General features: G+C 59.0%; 20 protein-coding genes and 1 riboswitch. Of the genes, 2 read left to right on the top strand and 18 right to left on the bottom strand.

Translation table 11 applies throughout. The features are described 5' to 3' along the window. Positions 1–223: 223 nt before the first annotated feature. From EDF70_RS23355 to EDF70_RS23320, 8 genes are all read right to left on the bottom strand, one after another. Complete coding sequence (locus EDF70_RS23355; protein ID WP_132278449.1) at positions 224–1,945, bottom strand: ABC transporter substrate-binding protein; 1,722 nt, start codon at positions 1,943–1,945, stop codon at positions 224–226. Between the two features lie 82 nt (positions 1,946–2,027). Continuing rightward, complete coding sequence (locus EDF70_RS23350; RefSeq protein ID WP_132278447.1) at positions 2,028–2,309, bottom strand: DUF2160 domain-containing protein; 282 nt, start codon at positions 2,307–2,309, stop codon at positions 2,028–2,030. A gap of 16 nt (positions 2,310–2,325) precedes the next feature. Next, on the bottom strand, positions 2,326–3,156 hold the full coding sequence (locus EDF70_RS23345) for a carbohydrate ABC transporter permease (protein ID WP_132278445.1): 831 nt from the start codon (positions 3,154–3,156) through the stop codon (positions 2,326–2,328). Positions 3,157–3,166: 10 nt separating this feature from the next. After that, positions 3,167–4,036, bottom strand: coding sequence for a sugar ABC transporter permease (locus EDF70_RS23340; RefSeq protein WP_132278443.1), 870 nt, complete (start codon positions 4,034–4,036; stop codon positions 3,167–3,169). Between the two features lie 2 nt (positions 4,037–4,038). Next, positions 4,039–5,124 carry an ABC transporter ATP-binding protein gene (locus tag EDF70_RS23335; protein ID WP_132278441.1) on the bottom strand — a complete coding sequence of 362 codons (1,086 nt, stop codon included), beginning with the start codon at positions 5,122–5,124 and terminating at the stop codon, positions 4,039–4,041. A gap of 11 nt (positions 5,125–5,135) precedes the next feature. Further along, complete coding sequence (locus EDF70_RS23330) at positions 5,136–6,218, bottom strand: ABC transporter ATP-binding protein (RefSeq protein WP_132278439.1); 1,083 nt, start codon at positions 6,216–6,218, stop codon at positions 5,136–5,138. Between the two features lie 51 nt (positions 6,219–6,269). After that, a complete protein-coding gene (glpD, locus tag EDF70_RS23325) occupies positions 6,270–7,778 on the bottom strand; it encodes a glycerol-3-phosphate dehydrogenase (RefSeq protein WP_132278437.1) in 1,509 nt (502 codons plus the stop codon). A gap of 129 nt (positions 7,779–7,907) precedes the next feature. Beyond that, positions 7,908–8,669: a DeoR/GlpR family DNA-binding transcription regulator gene (locus EDF70_RS23320; RefSeq protein ID WP_132278435.1), complete on the bottom strand. Its 762-nt coding sequence runs from the start codon at positions 8,667–8,669 to the stop codon at positions 7,908–7,910. A gap of 301 nt (positions 8,670–8,970) precedes the next feature. On the opposite strand from EDF70_RS23320, the gene EDF70_RS23315 reads away from it, so the two are divergent. Further along, on the top strand, positions 8,971–9,507 hold the full coding sequence (locus EDF70_RS23315; RefSeq protein WP_132278433.1) for a GNAT family N-acetyltransferase: 537 nt from the start codon (positions 8,971–8,973) through the stop codon (positions 9,505–9,507). Positions 9,508–9,559: 52 nt separating this feature from the next. Here EDF70_RS23315 and EDF70_RS23310 read toward each other — a convergent pair whose 3' ends face one another. The 8 genes from EDF70_RS23310 to EDF70_RS23275 form a co-directional block, all read right to left on the bottom strand. Next, on the bottom strand, positions 9,560–9,892 hold the full coding sequence (locus EDF70_RS23310) for a type II toxin-antitoxin system HicB family antitoxin (RefSeq protein WP_132278431.1): 333 nt from the start codon (positions 9,890–9,892) through the stop codon (positions 9,560–9,562). Next, positions 9,889–10,143: a type II toxin-antitoxin system HicA family toxin gene (locus EDF70_RS23305; protein ID WP_132278429.1), complete on the bottom strand. Its 255-nt coding sequence runs from the start codon at positions 10,141–10,143 to the stop codon at positions 9,889–9,891. The genes EDF70_RS23310 and EDF70_RS23305 overlap by 4 nt, the downstream gene beginning before the upstream one ends. Before the next feature lie 37 nt (positions 10,144–10,180). Next, the gene (locus EDF70_RS23300) at positions 10,181–10,528 is read right to left on the bottom strand and encodes a hypothetical protein (protein ID WP_132278427.1); all 348 of its coding nucleotides are present in this window, start codon (positions 10,526–10,528) and stop codon (positions 10,181–10,183) included. A gap of 7 nt (positions 10,529–10,535) precedes the next feature. Next, the gene (locus EDF70_RS23295) at positions 10,536–11,285 is read right to left on the bottom strand and encodes a CbtA family protein (RefSeq protein ID WP_132278425.1); all 750 of its coding nucleotides are present in this window, start codon (positions 11,283–11,285) and stop codon (positions 10,536–10,538) included. Between the two features lie 15 nt (positions 11,286–11,300). Next, on the bottom strand, positions 11,301–11,489 hold the full coding sequence (locus EDF70_RS23290; protein ID WP_132278423.1) for a CbtB-domain containing protein: 189 nt from the start codon (positions 11,487–11,489) through the stop codon (positions 11,301–11,303). Between the two features lie 24 nt (positions 11,490–11,513). Continuing rightward, positions 11,514–11,724: riboswitch (cobalamin riboswitch) on the bottom strand. A gap of 77 nt (positions 11,725–11,801) precedes the next feature. Next, positions 11,802–12,716 carry a cytochrome c gene (locus tag EDF70_RS23285; protein ID WP_132278421.1) on the bottom strand — a complete coding sequence of 305 codons (915 nt, stop codon included), beginning with the start codon at positions 12,714–12,716 and terminating at the stop codon, positions 11,802–11,804. A 60-nt stretch (positions 12,717–12,776) separates the two neighbouring features. Continuing rightward, positions 12,777–13,217: a cytochrome c gene (locus tag EDF70_RS23280; RefSeq protein WP_132278419.1), complete on the bottom strand. Its 441-nt coding sequence runs from the start codon at positions 13,215–13,217 to the stop codon at positions 12,777–12,779. A gap of 180 nt (positions 13,218–13,397) precedes the next feature. Beyond that, positions 13,398–14,033 (bottom strand): LysE family translocator, encoded by a 636-nt coding sequence (locus EDF70_RS23275; protein WP_132278417.1) that lies wholly within the window; start codon positions 14,031–14,033, stop codon positions 13,398–13,400. 128 nt (positions 14,034–14,161) lie between these two features. Here EDF70_RS23275 and EDF70_RS23270 point away from each other — a divergent pair, with 128 nt between their 5' ends. Continuing rightward, positions 14,162–14,845 (top strand): YafY family protein, encoded by a 684-nt coding sequence (locus EDF70_RS23270; RefSeq protein ID WP_132278415.1) that lies wholly within the window; start codon positions 14,162–14,164, stop codon positions 14,843–14,845. Between the two features lie 33 nt (positions 14,846–14,878). On the opposite strand, the gene EDF70_RS23265 is transcribed toward EDF70_RS23270, so the two are convergent. Next, positions 14,879–15,496 (bottom strand): cytochrome b, encoded by a 618-nt coding sequence (locus tag EDF70_RS23265; protein WP_132278413.1) that lies wholly within the window; start codon positions 15,494–15,496, stop codon positions 14,879–14,881. 315 nt (positions 15,497–15,811) lie between these two features. Beyond that, positions 15,812–16,678, bottom strand: coding sequence for a metallophosphoesterase (locus tag EDF70_RS23260; protein ID WP_245519306.1), 867 nt, complete (start codon positions 16,676–16,678; stop codon positions 15,812–15,814). Positions 16,679–16,775: the final 97 nt, after the last annotated feature.

Raw genomic sequence — 16,775 nt, 5'->3', positions numbered from 1 at the left:
GTCAGTGACCGGGTTATAGTCCCCACCACTTCCTCAAGTCAACACCAACTTCGCAAAAATGTCATGTTTCGAAGCGGAAAAATGCGCATCCCCTGCGCCACAAGGGTTTCGCGGCCAATTTTTTTTCAAGACCCGCAATTGATCAAACAAAACAACATATCACAATGCGGGAAGCCGGAGCGCAAGGACACGCCCCGGCGGTATTTGCGATCGGAAACCGGTCTTATTTCTGCCAGCTCTTCACCAGTTCATCGTAATTGACAGTGATCGGCTTTTCCTTCTCGTTGGCGATCTTCAACTGTGGCGCCAGATTGCCCTTCGAGACGGCATCCTTGTTCCAATATTCAAGATCGTGCTCCTCGGCGAGTTTCGGGCCCATCTCCTTCTGGACACCGGCACGCTCCAAGCGCTGCAACACCTTCTCCTGCTCGGCGCATAACGAATCCATCGCTGCCTGCGCCGTCTTGGCACCCGACGACGCGTCACCGATCGCCTGCCACCACAGCTGCGCCAGTTTCGGATAGTCCGGAATGTTGGTGCCGGTCGGCGACCACTGGACACGGGCGGGTGAGCGATAGAACTCGATCAGGCCGCCGAGTTTCGGCGCACGATCCGTAAAGCTCTTGTGGTTGATCGAGCTATCGCGGATCAGCGTCAGGCCGACATGGCTCTTCTTGACGTCCACGGTCTTGGACACGACGAACTGCGCGTAAAGCCACGCGGCCTTGGCGCGATCGTCTGGCGTCGACTTGAGCAAGGTCCAGGAACCGACGTCCTGATAACCGAGCTTCATGCCTTCCTTCCAGTAGACGCCATGCGGGCTTGGTGCGAAACGCCATTTTGGCGTGCCGTCGTCATTGACCACCGGCAGCCCCTTTTTCACGAAGTCTGCCGTGAAGGCCGTATAGGTGAACATCTGCTGGGCCACTTCGCCCTGCCCCGGGACCGGCCCGGATTCGGAGAAGGTCATGCCGTTGGCCGCGGCTGGCGCATAGGCCTTCATCCAGTCGAGATATTTCTGGATGGAATAGACGGCGGCCGGACCATTGGTATCACCGCCACGGGCGACGCAGGAACCCACCGGCTGCGACTTTTCGTTGACCTTGATGCCCCATTCATCAACCGGCAGGCCGTTCGGCAGGCCCTTGTCGCCATTGCCGGCCATGGAGAGCCACGCATCGGTGAACCGCCAGCCGAGCGACGGGTCCTTCTTGCCATAGTCCATATGGCCATAGACCTTCTTGCCGCCCACTTCGCGGCCGGTGAAGAACTCGGCGATATCCTCATAGGCGGACCAGTTGACCGGAACGCCGAGGTCGTAACCATACTTGGCCTTGAAATCCGCCTTGTTCTTGGCGTCGTTGAACCAGTCGTAACGGAACCAGTAGAGGTTGGCGAACTGCTGGTCGGGCAACTGGTAGAGATCGCCATCCGGTGCGGTGGTGAATTTCAAGCCGATGAAATCATCGAGGTCGAGGCCGGGATTGGTGACATCCTTGCCTTCATTAGCCATCCACTTGGTCAGCGAGCGCGCCTGCTGGTAACGCCAATGGGTGCCGATCAGGTCTGAATCGTTGACATAGGCGTCATAGACGTTTTCGCCGGACTGCATCTGTGTCTGCAGTTTTTCCACCACATCACCTTCGCCGATCAGGTCGTGGGTGATCTTGATGCCGGTGATTTCAGAAAAAGCCTTGGCCAGAACCTTGGATTCATATTCATGCGTGGTGATGGTTTCGGAAACCACCTTGATATCCATGCCGGCAAAAGGTTTTGCCGCATCGATGAACCATTGCATTTCCTTTTCCTGCTCGGCGCGCGAAAGCGACGACTGATCGCCGATTTCCGCATCGAGGAATTTTGTGGCAGCCGCCATGTCGGCGAAAGCCGAACCCGTCATTGCCAGCAGCATGGCTGCCGTTGTCGTCATAAGATGCCGTCGCATATCTCGTCCTCCCGGTTGATGCGATGCAGTCACTTTGGCTTGCGACGACCGGATCTCCTCCCGTCGCCGTATGTCTTTGACCTCAGACGAAACGGAATACGCCGATTGCGTAAACCACCGACAAGGCCAGAGCCCACCACAGGCTGGGGCCTCCAAGACCCAGCCATGCAAGATGAATAAAGGCCGATCCGAGCAGTGACACGAACAGGCGGTCTCCGCGTGTCGTCTCGAACCGCAGGATGCCGACCCGCGGGCCACCGCCCGGCGAAAGATATTCCCAGACACCCATTGCCGCGATCAGCGCAAAGATGGTGATGAAGAACAGGGCCGTCGGCAGCGTCCAGGCCATCCATGAAAATGTCATCGGCTTCTCCCCTTCCCTAGACGCGGCCTAGGGCAAAGCCCTTGGCGATGTAGTTGCGGACAAAATAGATGACGAGCGCGCCGGGAATGATGGTGAGCACGCCAGCGGCCGCCAGCACGCCCCAGTCCATGCCGGAGGCCGATACCGTGCGGGTCATGGTGGCTGCGATCGGCTTGGCGTCGGTGGTCGTCAGTGTGCGGGCGATCAGCAGTTCCACCCATGAGAACATGAAGCAGAAGAAGGCGGCGACCCCGATGCCGGAGGCGATCAGCGGCATGAAGATTTTGACGAAGAACCGCGGGAAGGAATAACCGTCGATATAGGCGGTCTCGTCGATCTCCTTCGGCACGCCGGACATGAAACCTTCCAGGATCCACACCGCCAGCGGCACATTGAACAGGCAATGGGCGATGGCAACGGCGATATGGGTGTCGATCAGGCCGAAGGCGGAATAAAGCTGGAAGAAGGGCAGCGCGAAAACGGCGGGTGGCGCCATGCGGTTGGTCAGCAGCCAGAAGAAGAGGTGTTTGTCGCCCAGAAACCGGTAGCGCGAAAACGCATAGGCCGCAGGCAGCGCCGCAGCAACCGAGATCACGGTGTTCATCACCACATAGATGATCGAGTTCAGATACCCGTTATACCAGGCCGGATCGGTGAAGATGACGGTGTAGTTGCGAAGCGTCGGATTGGTCGGCCACAGCGTCAGCGGCCCCAGAATCTCGCCATTGGTCTTGAAGCTCATATTCACGAGCCAGTAGATCGGCAAAAGCAGAAAGAGAATGTAGAGCGTCGGAATGAGGAAACCGAAGCGGGCGCCGGAGCTGTTGTTGACCAGACTGTTGTTCATGGCGCTCTCCTTATCCTTGCTCGGCATCGCTCTGGGTCATGACGGTGTAGAACACCCATGACAGCAGAAGGATGATCAGGAAGTAGATGATCGACATCGCCGCCGCCGGCCCGAGATCGAACTGCCCGACGGCCATTTTCACGAGATCGATGGACAGGAAAGTCGTCGAATTGCCCGGCCCGCCGCCGGTGACGACAAAGGGTTCGGTATAGATCATGAAACTGTCCATGAAGCGCAGCAGTACGGCGATCAGCAGCACCCGCTTCATTTTCGGCAGCTGGATGAAACGGAAGACCGACCAGCGCGAGGCGCCATCGATGCGGGCAGCCTGATAATAGGCGTCGGGGATGGAGACGAGACCCGCATAACACAGCAGCACGACAAGGCTCGTCCAGTGCCAGACATCCATGACGATAACGGTTGCCCAGGCATGTGCCGGGTTCTGTGTATAATTGTAGGCAAAGCCGAGCCCGTTGAGAATGTATCCGAGCAGACCGATATCAACGCGGCCAAACACCTGCCAGATCGTGCCGACCACGTTCCAGGGGATGAGCAGCGGCAGGGCCATCAGCACGAGGCAGACCGGCACGCCGACGCCGTGTTTGGGCATGTTGAGCGCGATCAGGATGCCGAGCGGCACTTCGATGGCGAGAATGACGGCGGAAAAGATCAGGTTGCGCCAGAGGGCATCCCAGAAGCGCGGGGATGTGAGGATTTCGGTGAACCAGTCCGTTCCGGCCCAGAAGAATTCGTTGTTTCCAAACGTGTCCTGGACCGAATAATTCACCACCGTCATCAGCGGAATGACGGCGGAAAAGGCGACGAGCACCAGAACCGGCAGAACCAGAAACCAGGCCTTGTTATTCCAGGTCTTGTCCATGCTCAGCCCTCCTGCCCTTCAGTCACGGTTCTGGCGCGCCAGCTATCGACAAAAATGCCGATGGCCTGTTTGTCGAACGACACTTTTGCATCCGCTGGAATGTCGTCATCTTCGGCCAGCACGATCGATATCGGCTGGCCGCAGAACGTGGCGCGCACGATCTTCTGGCGGCCGATATCCTCCACCTTGTTGATGGTGACCGGCATGCCCTCGCGGCCAAGCCTGACGAATTCCGGGCGGATGCCGAGTTCGATCCGGCCCTGCCCCTCCAGCAACGGAGCGCCTGAGAGCGCAATCGTCTGGTCGCCGACGCGGGCCGTTGCCCCGTCGATTGTGGCCGGCATGATGTTCATGCCCGGCGAGCCGATGAAATAACCGACGAATGTGTGGCTTGGGCGCTCGAACAGTTCCGCCGGCGTGCCGATCTGGACGATCTGCCCGTCATGCATGACCACCACCTTGTCGGCAAAGGTCAGCGCCTCGGTCTGGTCGTGGGTGACATAGACCATGGTGACACGCGACTGCCGGTGCAGCCGTTTCAATTGCGAGCGCAGCACCCATTTCATATGCGGATCGATCACCGTCAGCGGCTCGTCGAACAGGATGGCGTTGACGCTTGGGCGCACCAGCCCGCGGCCGAGCGAGATCTTCTGTTTCTGGTCGGCCGTCAGCCGTTGCGCCCGGCGGTTTGCCATGCCGGCGAGATCGGTCATGTCGAGGATTTCGTTGACGCGTTTTGCGACCTCTGCCTCCGGCACCTTGCGATTGCGCAAGGGGAAAGCGAGATTGTCGAACACCGTCATCGTGTCGTAGACGACGGGGAACTGAAAGACCTGGGCGATATTGCGCTCTTCTGTCGAAAGCTGCGTGACATCCTTGCCGTCGAACAGGATACGGCCGTCAGACGGCTGCAGCAGGCCGGAAATGATGTTGAGAAGCGTGGTCTTGCCACAGCCGGAAGGTCCGAGCAGAGCATAAGCACCGCCATCTTCCCATTCATGATGCACTTCCTTCAGCGCATAATCTCCGGCAGCCTTGGCGCGCGGGCTGTAGGCGTGGCGGATATGTTCGAGTGTGATGCGTGCCATCCCGGTTCTCCTCACGCCGCCAGCGGCGCGGCGACAAGCGCCCGGCCGGTGTGCTGGTCGAATGCCATGAGATGGCGGCTGTCGAGATGGACCTCGATCTCGCGATCCTGCTCGATGTCGTGGATGCCATGCGCCAGCATCACCCAGCGACGGCCGGCGAAATCGAGATGAATGAAACTTTCCGAACCGGCGATTTCCGAGACCAGCGTGCGGGCTTTGAGCGGTGTGGTGTGGCCGTTTGCGGCATGCAAGAAAAGATGGTGCGGCTGGAAGGCCAGCACGATTGGTCCATCGGGCACAGACGACAGGTGCGGCGCCACCGGAATGACAGGTTGCCCTTCGAACAGGAAGGCATTGCCGGAACGCACAAGCTCGATCGTGTTAAGCGGCGGATCGGCAAAGATGCGCGCGGTAACGAGATCGGCAGGCTGACGGTACACGTCGACCGTCCTGCCGAACTGCGTCACGGCTCCCTCGTGCAGGGTGGCGGTATAACCGCCGAGCAGCAGTGCCTCGGACGGTTCGGTGGTGGCGTAAACGAAGATGGCGCCGGAGGCCGCGAAGAGTTTGGGCAGCTCCTCGCGCAATTCCTCGCGCAGCTTGTAATCGAGGTTTGCGAGCGGCTCATCGAGCAGGACGAGATTGGCGTTCTTGACGATGGCACGGGCGAGCGCCGTGCGCTGCTGCTGGCCGCCGGAAAGATTGAGCGGGGTGCGATCGAGATAGGGCGTGAGTTTCAGAAGGTCTGCCGCCTTCTTCACTTCGCGGTCGATTGTGGCGGCATCCTTGCCGGCAATGCGCATCGGCGAGGCGATGTTTTCATAAACGGACAGCGCCGGATAATTGATGAACTGCTGGTAGACCATGGCGACATTGCGCCTCTGCACCGGCAGACTGGTCACGTCGGCACCGTCGAAATGGATAGTGCCTTCAGTCGGCTTGTCGAGACCGGCCATCAGCCGCATCAGCGACGTCTTGCCGGCAAGCGTCGGTCCCAGCAGGACATTCAGCGTGCCCCGCTTTAATGTCAGGTCGGTCGGACGAATATGATATTCGCCCGCCACCGTCTTCGACACGTTGCGCAATTCCAGCATATGAACCTCGGGCCTCCCAACCCTCGGATACATGCGGTGATTTCGATGGCCTCAAGCGGCCCGGCGAACTCCCGCCATGTATTCCTCCAGTTCCCCGGCCTCCTCCGCCGTCAGGAACAATCCCTGCTTGGTGCGGCGCCAGAGCACATCCTCTGCCTTCAGCGCCCATTCCTTTTCGATCAAAAAGCGGACTTCCGCCTCATAAAGCGTGCCGCCGAAATGCTGGCCAAGTGCTTCCACTGTCTTGGCATCGGCAAGGATTGCCTTTGCATCAGTACCGTAACATTTCACCAGCCGTGCCGCGTGGCGCTTGGACAAGAACGGATAGGCCGACAGCAGTTTCCGCTCCTCACCGGCGGCACCCGTCACGGCGAAATCACCGCCCGGCAACCGGCTTTTTGCCGTCCACGGTGCGCCCTTGCTGCCGATCGCTTCGCCGATCTTTTCCAGCGCATGTTCCGAAAGCCGGCGGTAGGTCGTCAGCTTGCCGCCAAACACATTGAGCAGCGGCGCGCCATCGGCATCGACTTTCAGCACGTAATCACGCGTTGCTTCCTGCGCCTTGGAAGCGCCATCGTCGTAAAGCGGGCGCACGGCCGAATAGGTCCAGACGATATCATCCGCCTTCACGGGTTCGGCAAAATATTCGCTTGCCGCATTGCACAGATACTGGATCTCTTCCGCACTGATCTTAACGTTCTTCGGGTCCTCCGAATAGTCACGATCCGTGGTGCCGATCAGCGTGAAATCGGTCTCGTAAGGAATGGCGAAGAAGATGCGATTGTCCGGGTTCTGGAAGAAATAGGCGCGCGTATCATCGAACTTCTTCTTCACGATGATATGGCTGCCCTGCACGAGCCGGACATTATGGACATTGTTGCGGCCGATTGCGCCTGACAGGACCTGATCGACCCAGGGGCCACCGGCATTGACCAGCATGCGCGCCTGATGGTTCGTGGTGGCGCCGGAGACTTCGTCGCGAACCTCGATCTGCCACAACCCGGCCTCGCGACGCGCGGACACCACTTTCGCGCGGCTCATGATCTTTGCGCCGCGCTCGGCGGCATCGCGGGCATTCAGCACGACCATGCGCGCGTCATCCACCCAGCCGTCGGAATATTCGAAAGCCTTGCCGAACACCGGCTTCAACGGCCGGCCGGCCGGATCACTCTTCAGGTTCAGCGTTTTCGTCGCCGGCAGCAGCTTGCGGCCGCCGAGGTGATCATAAAGGAACAGGCCAAGCCGGATCAGCCAGGCCGGGCGCACGCCGCCCTTCTGGTAAGGCAGCACGAAACGCAGCGGCCAGATGACATGCGGCGCCATGGCCCACAGAACCTCACGCTCCATCAGCGCTTCGCGCACCAGACGGAATTCGTAATGTTCGAGATAACGCAGCCCGCCATGGATGAGCTTGGTGGCGCCGGAAGACGTGCCGGAGGCAAAATCGTTCATTTCCGCAAGTGCCACGGAATAACCACGGCCGGCAGCATCACGCGCAATGCCGCAGCCATTGATGCCGCCGCCAATCACGAAGAGATCGAAAACCGTATTGCCTGACATTGCCTTACCGATCTTGCGTCATCATTTTCGCATCGCACAAAATCACGCAGTTGCGAAACCAATGACAGTCTAAAATGAAAGAAAAACGAATGTCAAATGAAGATTGAGGAAAGCCAAAATACGGTGATTTCAGCCGGTCTCGACAAGTCGAACATCATTCTCATTGCAGATCCGCCTTATCTCAGGGGACGGACAGGAATCCGTTATAAAAGTATGGACCTGCGAGATATGCCCCATGCGAACCGGTGCGGTTCGCTCGAATTTGCTGGCATCGGAAACCAGGATGACATGACGCGCATTGGCCATGATCGCCTGCGCCACTTTCACCTCCCGAAAGTCGAAATCGAGAAGCGCGCCGTCAGCATCGATGGCGGATACACCGATGACCGCATAATCCACCTTGAACTGGCGGATGAAATCGACGGCGGCCTCGCCGACAATGCCACCATCGGACCCGCGCACCACGCCGCCGGCAATGATCACCTCGATCGACGGATAAACCCTCAAGCGATTGGCAACATTGATATTGTTGGTGATCACCATCAACTCTCGATGATCCACCAGCGCTTCGCCAACCGCTTCCGTCGTCGTGCCGATATTGATGAACAGCGAGGAATTGTCGGGGATGACATCGCCGGCTGCCTTGCCGATCGCCTGCTTCTGGGCGGCAGCCATCAGGCGGCGCGCATCATATTTAACATTCTCATTGCCGCTCGGGAAAACGGCGCCGCCATGGATGCGGTTCAGGGCCTTGCCGTCGCAGAGATCATTGAGGTCCTTGCGGATCGTCTGGGGCGTCACCTGGAAAAGGTTGGCCAGATCCTCGACCAGAACCTTCCCTTGCGCTTTCGCAATCGCCAGAATTTCCTCTTGCCGACCTGATAGCTGCATGACCTGCCCCGATTTTCGTTTTCCGCCATTTTAAAGAAAAACGAAACCGCAACAAGGAAATTCGAACGCATTTTTCAGCGCCGAAAATGCCTGCAACCCCCCCGTTGACAAGCCGTAGAATCAGGCGCATTTATCCTGTCATGATCACGAACCTATCCACCGCCCGCTCGTATTTTTGGTCGTACCTTTAAAGGGCGGCCAGACAGATCATATTGTCAAAAAAGCCGCCGTCAGGCGGCTTTTTGATGAAAACAGCGTCCTGATGGCAAACCTCTTAAAAGAAAAGCCAAGGACGAACACAATGCCCACCACTTCCGCCATCGCACTGGACCCGCTGAAATCAGCGGGCCATATCAATCTTGCCGAGGCAGTCATTGCCCGCCCGCCGGTCGTTGCCATTCGTGCCGCCCGCCGCGCCGACCTGCCGCAACTTGGCGAAATGATCACGGCTCTGGCCACGCACCACAACGATGCCGCCGCGATCACCCCTGAAATTCTCGAGCGCGATCTGTTTGGGCCCGTGCCATGGATCACCGCACTGGTGGCAGATGGCGGCGAAGGCCTGATCGGCTACGCCATTCTTGTGCCGCTCTACCGCGCCCAGGAAGGCCAGCGCGGCATGGACCTGCACCACCTGTTCGTGCGTGATGGCCACCGCGGCCATGGCATCGGCCACCATCTGGTCACGCGCGCACGCGATCTCGCTCGCAATGCCGGCTGCGATTACCTCTCGGTCGGCGCTGCCACCGGCAATTTTGCCGCGCATCGATTCTATGAACACATGGATTTCAAGCCGCGGCCGGTCACCGGCATGCGCTATACGCAGGCGCTGGCTTAAAGATTGCGCAACCGGCGATCCCTACCTTGGCTGGGATCGCCGGATGGCACCATCAGCGTGACGCGGCCTTGGCGAGAACTTCGCCGGCCCATTCGTTCAGGCTCTTTCCGGAAAGTTTGGCCGCCCGGGCGACATTGGCATGCACCTCGGGATCGATGCGAAACATGACGCGGCCGGAATAGGGCTTTTGCGGCTCTCGCCCGAGCTTTACACATGTTGCAAGATAGTCATCGACAGCTTCGTGGAATGCGGCTTTGAGATCACCAACATTATCTGCATGAAAGCCTATGACATCATTTATGCCTGCGATATGGCCAGTGAACAGCTCGTCGTCGGCATCGAACTCGATACGAGCGGCATAACCGTTGTAGTGCATGGCGTTCATGGCATTATACCCAGTTCTTTCAGAAACACTCTGGCGTCACGGACCTGATACCGCTTGGCCTCCTTGTCGGGATGCGGGCGATGAAAAGACGCAACCGCACCGTCCTTTTCAAAACGAACGCGTGAACCGCTGCCTTCGAGCAAGCGGCAACCAATAGAAATCAGCAGCGCTTCGATATTCGCCCACTCGATCGCAGGGGAAACCGGATCTCTGAAAATCGCCTCTAAAGTTTTCCGCTGTTTGGCGTTCATTCCGCAATATGGCCAACGCTAGCATTTTTTGCAAGCATCACTCTTTGCTCAAAACCTGACACTGTGCGCCTTTCCCCTCCCCCGCACCCACCTCAAGCTTGCCGAGCGCACGGCGAATATCGCGGCTGTTGAGATTGAGGCTGCGGCCCGGCGGGATCGACTGGCGATCGATCTTTTCCCATGCGGCCGCCTGAAAGGCGTGGGCGTGCTCTGCATGATAGGCAAGACAATCGGCACCGACAGGATCGGCGCCGATCAGAATGCGAAAGGCGCGGCGATGCACGAAGCAGGCCGCGCCATGGTCGTGACGACGGTCACGATCATCGGCAAGGACGGCGAAGCTGAGCGCATCGACATCATCACGCCAGATCGCCACCTCATCCATGACAACCTCAGGCCGACGGGCTGAGGCGTTTCAGGAATATGCCGCTGAGTGCGCCCAAGAGAGCCCAGAAGACAAAACTGGTGACGGTGGCGACAATGATGAAACGGCGCTCCAGTTCCAGCGGTGCCAACGGCTCTTCCCCGGCCGGCGGCAGCGGCGCGCCGATGACATGCGGGGCCGCGATCAGCACGATGGCCAGCACTGCTGCCCAAGGTTCGCGGCGCAGAAGCAGAAGTCCGATGCCTGCGGCGGTGGCCAGAGCCGTTGCAATCCACCATGTCTGGCGGGCGGCGAGTTCGGCAGCGGGGCTGCCCGGCAGTTCCGGTGGCAGGCCCACCATCGGCGCCAGCATCACCGAGGCAAAACCGGCAACGCCGAAAAACAGGCCGGTGCGCCAATTATGCTGGAGATTGGTCATCGACAGCAAAGCCGTCAGGACGAGCGAATAACCGATGGCGGTCAGCACATTGGCACCGAGCGTATAGGCTGTGCGCTCGAAACCGTCGGCAGGCGCCCAGCCATCGCCGTGGTCATGGCCTGCGGCTTCATCTGTCGTGGCGGCATGATCATGCGCGGCCACGCCGGGCGCGTGGGCATGCTCGGCAGGGGCAGCAGCTTCCGCCACGGCGGGAGCGGCATTTTCATAGGTTTCGGCCTTGAGGATCAGCGGTTCGGTCCCGACCATCTGCATCAGCGTGATGGCAATACCGGTTATGATCCCCACCGGGACGGCGGAGAAGACAATAGCTCTGAACATGTAAGATTGCTCCCCTTAGTGGCAGGGGAAAGCATTGGCATGACGGACGTCATGCGCAGCATTATGGACGACTTCCAGATGGGAAAAACCCACGAAGCCGATCACGAAAACCCCAAGGCAGGCTGCCATGGCGGACTGGACAAGATTGGAAGCCTTGGCGGAACCGGATGCCTTGGCCGCGGTCGTAGCGGTGTTATTCTGCATGGTGAAACCCCTCGTTGCACATGCGTTGCACATAGTCGCAATGGCAGGTCTCCTGGCTCGCAGGTCGTCGTCGCAGGGCGGGCCTTCCCGGTTTCCCAGTGGCCTTGATCGTCCGGACTCGCCGCTCACAGTTGCGGGGGCAGCCGCGAATGAGGAAAACTCCCTATCGCGTTCCCTTTTCATCCCCCAGCCTTCAAAGACAAAAACGAGGGGAACCATTGCGGGTGCAACTTGTGCGCCCGGCTTTTGCGAGTGTCAAGACACGGCTGCGCTGCAACCGCCGCGCAATACATGGTCATTTGCTGGCACCGTTCAGCGGCCCGGCACAGCCTTCAGATAAGCGGCGATCGCCTCAAGGTCGCTTTTCGGCAGATGCGCGATATTTTTCTGCACCTCGACCATCGAGCCGCCGACACTGTCGAAATCAGGCGTAAAACCGGTCTCGAGATAGTTGACGATCTCGTCTTCGCTCCAGGCACCGATCGCCTCCGAGCCAGAGGTGATGTCGGGTATGCGGCCCTCGCCTTCCGGGTTGGGACCGCCAGCCAGCCAGGCACCGGCCTCGAAACCGCCCAGAGCATTGCGTGGTGTGTGACATTCTCCGCAATGACCCGGCCCTTCGACCAGATATTGGCCACGCTTCACCTGCTCGGACGGATTGGCAAGAGCAACACGCGGGGTATCGTCGAAATAGAGAAACTTCCAGCCGCCGACGGCAAGCCGGATGTTGAAGGGGAACGGCAGATCATGAGCCGGCGCGACATTGGAACTCGCTGGCAGTGATTTCAGATATCCGAACAGGTCGTTGACGTCCTTCGGGGCGAGACGCGCATAGGAACCGTACGGGAAGGATGGATAAAGATGTTCGCCCTTTGGTCCGACGCCACGCGTTATCGCGTTGCCGAACTGAGCCAGGCTCCAGCTTCCTATCCCCGCCTGTGGGTCGGATGAAATATTGGGGATATGAAACGTGCCGAAATCACTCGGCAAAGCGCGTCCACCGGACATGATTTTCAGCGCATCGCCTTCGGCACCCGGTGCCGCATGGCAGCCGGCGCAACCACCTGCCCAGAACAGTTGTTCACCATTGGCGAGATCCGGATTGCCGAGATTGGCCCAATGGCTTTCCGGTTGCGGATCGGGCGCTGTCAGGGCGTAAGCCGCGCCAAGACCAGCCGCGCCTGCGACCACGACTGCCGCCACGATCTTCGTGAAGGTCGATGCCATTCCACTCTCCTGCCACAAGGCGTCACGGCAGCCGGACGAAAGACCGGCCGCCGTTTTACATCAACGCTTCAAACGGTAGGTCTGGTGGCACTGGCCGCATTCGGCACCCAGCGTCTGCATGGCGTTCATGACGCCGGCAACATTGGTGGGCGCAGAAGCCAGAACGGCATCCGCGTCAGCCGCGAGCTTCAATGCCTTTGCGCGAAAATCCGATGGATTTTCCCAGATCTTTGGCGAAGCCTCGGTGTCGTGACCGGTTTCACTGCCGACCGGGAACTGGTCCGGGAAAGCCTTGGCGGATGTGCTGATAGTGGTCAGCGCAGCCTTCACTGCTTCAGCATCGAACGGCTTCTGCTCCTTGGCGATGGCGGCAAGCGCGCCCATGGAGCCGCCGATGGCCTTCATACCGGCCTGACGGTCAACCTGCGGCTCGGCAGCAAAAGCCGAACCGAAGCCAAGACAGAGCGCCACGGCCGAAGCGGCCAGAATTTTGATACGCATTTGAAATCTCCCGGTTTTATCGGCCCGCATCACACGCAGCCGAAAGATCTGCGCCGGGAGAATGACAAGCTCAAGCGACGGAAAGAAGTCACGTTTCCGTCAGGTCTGCGCAGATACATGCCGTCTTCGACGACACTGCGTTCACCATCTGAATACGCCCAACCCACTCAAGTTAGCCGGTCAGCCGATTTCGACAGCCTCCCACAGCGTGAGGGCAGACACGACGACCAGCAGAAGACCGGAAATACGCCCGACCCAGATGGTGACGGCCGGATTGCCGACCAGCGCCGACTGCGCCCGGCCCGCAACAATGGCAAGCCCACCGTAAACGGCAAGCTGCGTTGCCGCCGTCATCGCCGCCATCACCGCGGCCTGTGGTGCCAACGGCCCGAAATCGGGACGAAGAAACTGCGGATAGATGGCCAGCATGAAAAGATAGGCCTTTGGGTTCATCAGGCAGGTGACGGCACCACGCCTGAAAGCCTCCCATTGCGAACGCGTATCGGCAGGACCGACATGGTCGACGGTGATGGCGCTGCGGATCAGAGTGAAGCCGATCCAGGCCATGTAGAGCGCGCCGACGATCAGCAGCGGCTTGAATAGCACAGGCAGCAGATTGGCCAGAAGCCCGACACCGAGCGCGCCATAAAGCGAGTGAACGAGGCCACCCAGCATGATGCCGGCCGTGGCCGCCAAGCCCGATGCCCTACCGCAGGTCAGCGAATTGGCAAGAACGAAGATCATATCCATGCCCGGCACGACGATAATGCCAAACAGAAGCGTGAAAAAGAGCCAGAGGTTTTCCGTATAGGTCATGTCAGTAGCCACCCTTGTACCTGTGCAGCAGAGGCTTTCAAAAGCCTTGTCTCACCGTGCGATTTTCGGCTCTATACGATTTCGCTCCTGACAGCGTTCTGTCAGGAGCGACGGGGAGAGGCAGAAAAATGCGCAAGGCGTCGCGCCTGTTCGAGATCATCCAGATCCTTCGGCTTGCCAAGGGACCGGTGACGGCGGCAACGATTGCCGAACAGCTGGAAGTGACGGTGCGCTCGATCTACCGGGACATCGCCGCATTGCAGGGCATGCGGGTGCCGATCGAGGGCGGACGCGGTATCGGCTACATCCTGCGACCCGGCTTCACTTTGCCGCCTTTGATGCTGTCGATCGAGGAAACCGAGGCGATCGTGGTGGCGCTTGCGCTGCTGGAGCGCACCGGCGACCAGGGATTGAGACAAGCGGCACGGCAGGTGAACCGCAAGATTTCGGCAGTCGTGCCGCAACCACTTGCCGGCACATTCACCACCAATGCGCTTCATGCCTGGGGCAGCTCCGCCCCTGCGCCGGAAGGAGTGGATCTGGCCCTGCTGCGGCAGGCCATTCGCACCGAACAGAAGCTGCATCTTTGCTATCGCGACGAGCACGGACAGCAAAGCGACCGGACGATCCAGCCGATTGCGCTGATCTATTATTCGCAAACCGCCAATATCGTTGCCTGGTGCGAGTTGCGCGCCGCGATCCGCAATTTTCGCACCGACCGGGTGGCGGAGTGTCGCCCGGTCGATGCTTTCTTTATCGGCGAAGGTGACCGCTTGCGAAAACTCTGGACCGATGGCTGGCAAAGCCAGTGATCCGTCGCAGGCGCCACGTCAGCGGTCGTGCCATCAATCCTTCGCGTGATTGTTCGGCATCATCGATTCGATCGTATCGTCCTTGTCGATGAAATGGTGCTTCAGCGCGAAGGCAAAGTGACCGGCGACGACGATCAGCAGCGCCCAGGACAGGAACCAGTGCGCCGTGACGAGGTAAGGCGTCAGCTCCGGATTTTTGCCGCCGAGGCCCGGAATGGTGAACAGGCCGGCGACCGGGATCGGATAACCTGCCGACGACGAATTCCACCAGCCGGAAAGCGGCACTGCCACCATCAGGAAATACAAGGACCAATGGCCCATATGCGTGGCGAGCTTCATGATCGACGGCATTTCGCCAAGTGGCGGCGGGCTGTGGAACAGCCGCCAGACGATGCGCAACGCGATGAGGAACAGCGTCGTGGTGGCAATATTCTTGTGCAGCGTAATCGCCCAGACTTTCTGTGCGGTCTCGATGTCGTTGACGCCGTAATGCAGCATGGCGCCGCCGTAATAGCCGATGACCCACGCGACGATGATGATCGCCGCCATCAGCCAATGAAAAAATTTCGAAGTCGGATTGAAGTTGCGGACCTTTGGAGCGCGGGCGGTCGCCGTTCTTTCGATGGTCCCCGTGTCTAGCGTGCTGGCCATATCATGCCTCTCGGACAGAGTGATAACGTCATCAATAAATCTCTTGCTCAGGCACCGCGAATGAATTGATCTTTGATAAAATTCACAAAAATCAATATTGATGCCATTTATTACTTACGAAATCAAAATAGCATTATATCTAGTCTCTCGACAACGGTGTCAAAAGGTCGCTGACATCTGTCAATTACATTAAAGAACGGTCGGAGGGCAGATTACATACACAAGCGATGACAGATCCGCTCATTCAGGCAGATGGAATCGGTCATTGCAGGCCAAAATCTGGCGTCATGAAGCGATAGCGAATGCGCTCGCCTGTTAGAGCGGCAGGATGCGGCTTTCTTCGCGGCCGTGGCCGATGATTTCGATGCGGTCGGCAAAAATTTCCATCACCGCAAACGCGTTTTCGTCAGGCGTGTCGACCATGCCCTTGAAATTGACGAACCAGCTTTTCCCGAGTTGACCGAGATTGCCGGTATGTTGATGGCCGTTCAGATAGGCCACGACATTGCTGTAGGACGCAATCAGCGCCGCCACTTCGGCACTGTCCCAGAGATTGTGGTCACCATCCGGGTAAAGCGGATAATGCCCCATGATCACGACCTTCTCGCCATCCCAGGCGGCATGATCGAGAACATTGCGCAGCCATTCGAACTGGGTGCGACTGATACCGGCATTCCAGTCCTTGGCATTGATCGCGCCATCTGCCTCAAGCCGCGCCAGACGATCACCTGCCTGCGCCCGCCGATCGGGATCATGCGCGGTGGCAAACAGACTTTCCTCGCAGCTATCGAGGATAACGAAACGAAAGCCATCGCGTGCAAAGTGGTGATACGGCGCTGGCATGCGCAGCTTCTCGTGAACCTTCGGCAGATGTTCCGGCTCGACAAGAAAATCGTGATTGCCGGGCAGGAAAATGCAGTCGTGTCGTGAATTGTCAAAAAGCGGCAGGACCTCGTCAAAATTCTCCCAGCCGCGATCGATCAGATCACCGAGTGTCACGATGAAGGCCAGATCCTCGCCATCCAGAACATCAAGCGCCTGCGCGATCTTGGCCTTGCTCGCCTGATAGTGGCGGTTCAGCGTGGGACGTGGCGGAAGCGGTGCATATTGGGGATCGGCCAGAACACCGAAGCGGATGAGAGGATTTTCACGGGACATGCGCGGGAGATATGACGAACGCATGACAGGCGTGTGACGGCGGCGATTTGCGGCCGGCAAGCGAACATCCCGACCAATAAAAAACACCCGGCACCTTGCGGCACCGGGTGTCCATGAAACT

Source organism: Neorhizobium sp. JUb45 (assembly GCF_004343585.1).
Classification (GTDB): domain Bacteria; phylum Pseudomonadota; class Alphaproteobacteria; order Rhizobiales; family Rhizobiaceae; genus Neorhizobium.
This window is presented reverse-complemented; position numbering and strand designations above follow the sequence as displayed.

Coding starts and splice junctions, on each gene's coding strand:
- EDF70_RS23355 (WP_132278449.1), bottom strand. CDS start 1,945: ATGCGACGGCATCTTATGACGACAACGGCAGCCATGCTGCTGGCAATG.
- EDF70_RS23350 (WP_132278447.1), bottom strand. CDS start 2,309: ATGACATTTTCATGGATGGCCTGGACGCTGCCGACGGCCCTGTTCTTC.
- EDF70_RS23345 (WP_132278445.1), bottom strand. CDS start 3,156: ATGAACAACAGTCTGGTCAACAACAGCTCCGGCGCCCGCTTCGGTTTC.
- EDF70_RS23340 (WP_132278443.1), bottom strand. CDS start 4,036: ATGGACAAGACCTGGAATAACAAGGCCTGGTTTCTGGTTCTGCCGGTT.
- EDF70_RS23335 (WP_132278441.1), bottom strand. CDS start 5,124: ATGGCACGCATCACACTCGAACATATCCGCCACGCCTACAGCCCGCGC.
- EDF70_RS23330 (WP_132278439.1), bottom strand. CDS start 6,218: ATGCTGGAATTGCGCAACGTGTCGAAGACGGTGGCGGGCGAATATCAT.
- glpD (WP_132278437.1), bottom strand. CDS start 7,778: ATGTCAGGCAATACGGTTTTCGATCTCTTCGTGATTGGCGGCGGCATC.
- EDF70_RS23320 (WP_132278435.1), bottom strand. CDS start 8,669: ATGCAGCTATCAGGTCGGCAAGAGGAAATTCTGGCGATTGCGAAAGCG.
- EDF70_RS23315 (WP_132278433.1), top strand. CDS start 8,971: ATGCCCACCACTTCCGCCATCGCACTGGACCCGCTGAAATCAGCGGGC.
- EDF70_RS23310 (WP_132278431.1), bottom strand. CDS start 9,892: ATGAACGCCATGCACTACAACGGTTATGCCGCTCGTATCGAGTTCGAT.
- EDF70_RS23305 (WP_132278429.1), bottom strand. CDS start 10,143: ATGAACGCCAAACAGCGGAAAACTTTAGAGGCGATTTTCAGAGATCCG.
- EDF70_RS23300 (WP_132278427.1), bottom strand. CDS start 10,528: ATGGATGAGGTGGCGATCTGGCGTGATGATGTCGATGCGCTCAGCTTC.
- EDF70_RS23295 (WP_132278425.1), bottom strand. CDS start 11,285: ATGTTCAGAGCTATTGTCTTCTCCGCCGTCCCGGTGGGGATCATAACC.
- EDF70_RS23290 (WP_132278423.1), bottom strand. CDS start 11,489: ATGCAGAATAACACCGCTACGACCGCGGCCAAGGCATCCGGTTCCGCC.
- EDF70_RS23285 (WP_132278421.1), bottom strand. CDS start 12,716: ATGGCATCGACCTTCACGAAGATCGTGGCGGCAGTCGTGGTCGCAGGC.
- EDF70_RS23280 (WP_132278419.1), bottom strand. CDS start 13,217: ATGCGTATCAAAATTCTGGCCGCTTCGGCCGTGGCGCTCTGTCTTGGC.
- EDF70_RS23275 (WP_132278417.1), bottom strand. CDS start 14,033: ATGACCTATACGGAAAACCTCTGGCTCTTTTTCACGCTTCTGTTTGGC.
- EDF70_RS23270 (WP_132278415.1), top strand. CDS start 14,162: ATGCGCAAGGCGTCGCGCCTGTTCGAGATCATCCAGATCCTTCGGCTT.
- EDF70_RS23265 (WP_132278413.1), bottom strand. CDS start 15,496: ATGGCCAGCACGCTAGACACGGGGACCATCGAAAGAACGGCGACCGCC.
- EDF70_RS23260 (WP_245519306.1), bottom strand. CDS start 16,678: ATGCGTTCGTCATATCTCCCGCGCATGTCCCGTGAAAATCCTCTCATC.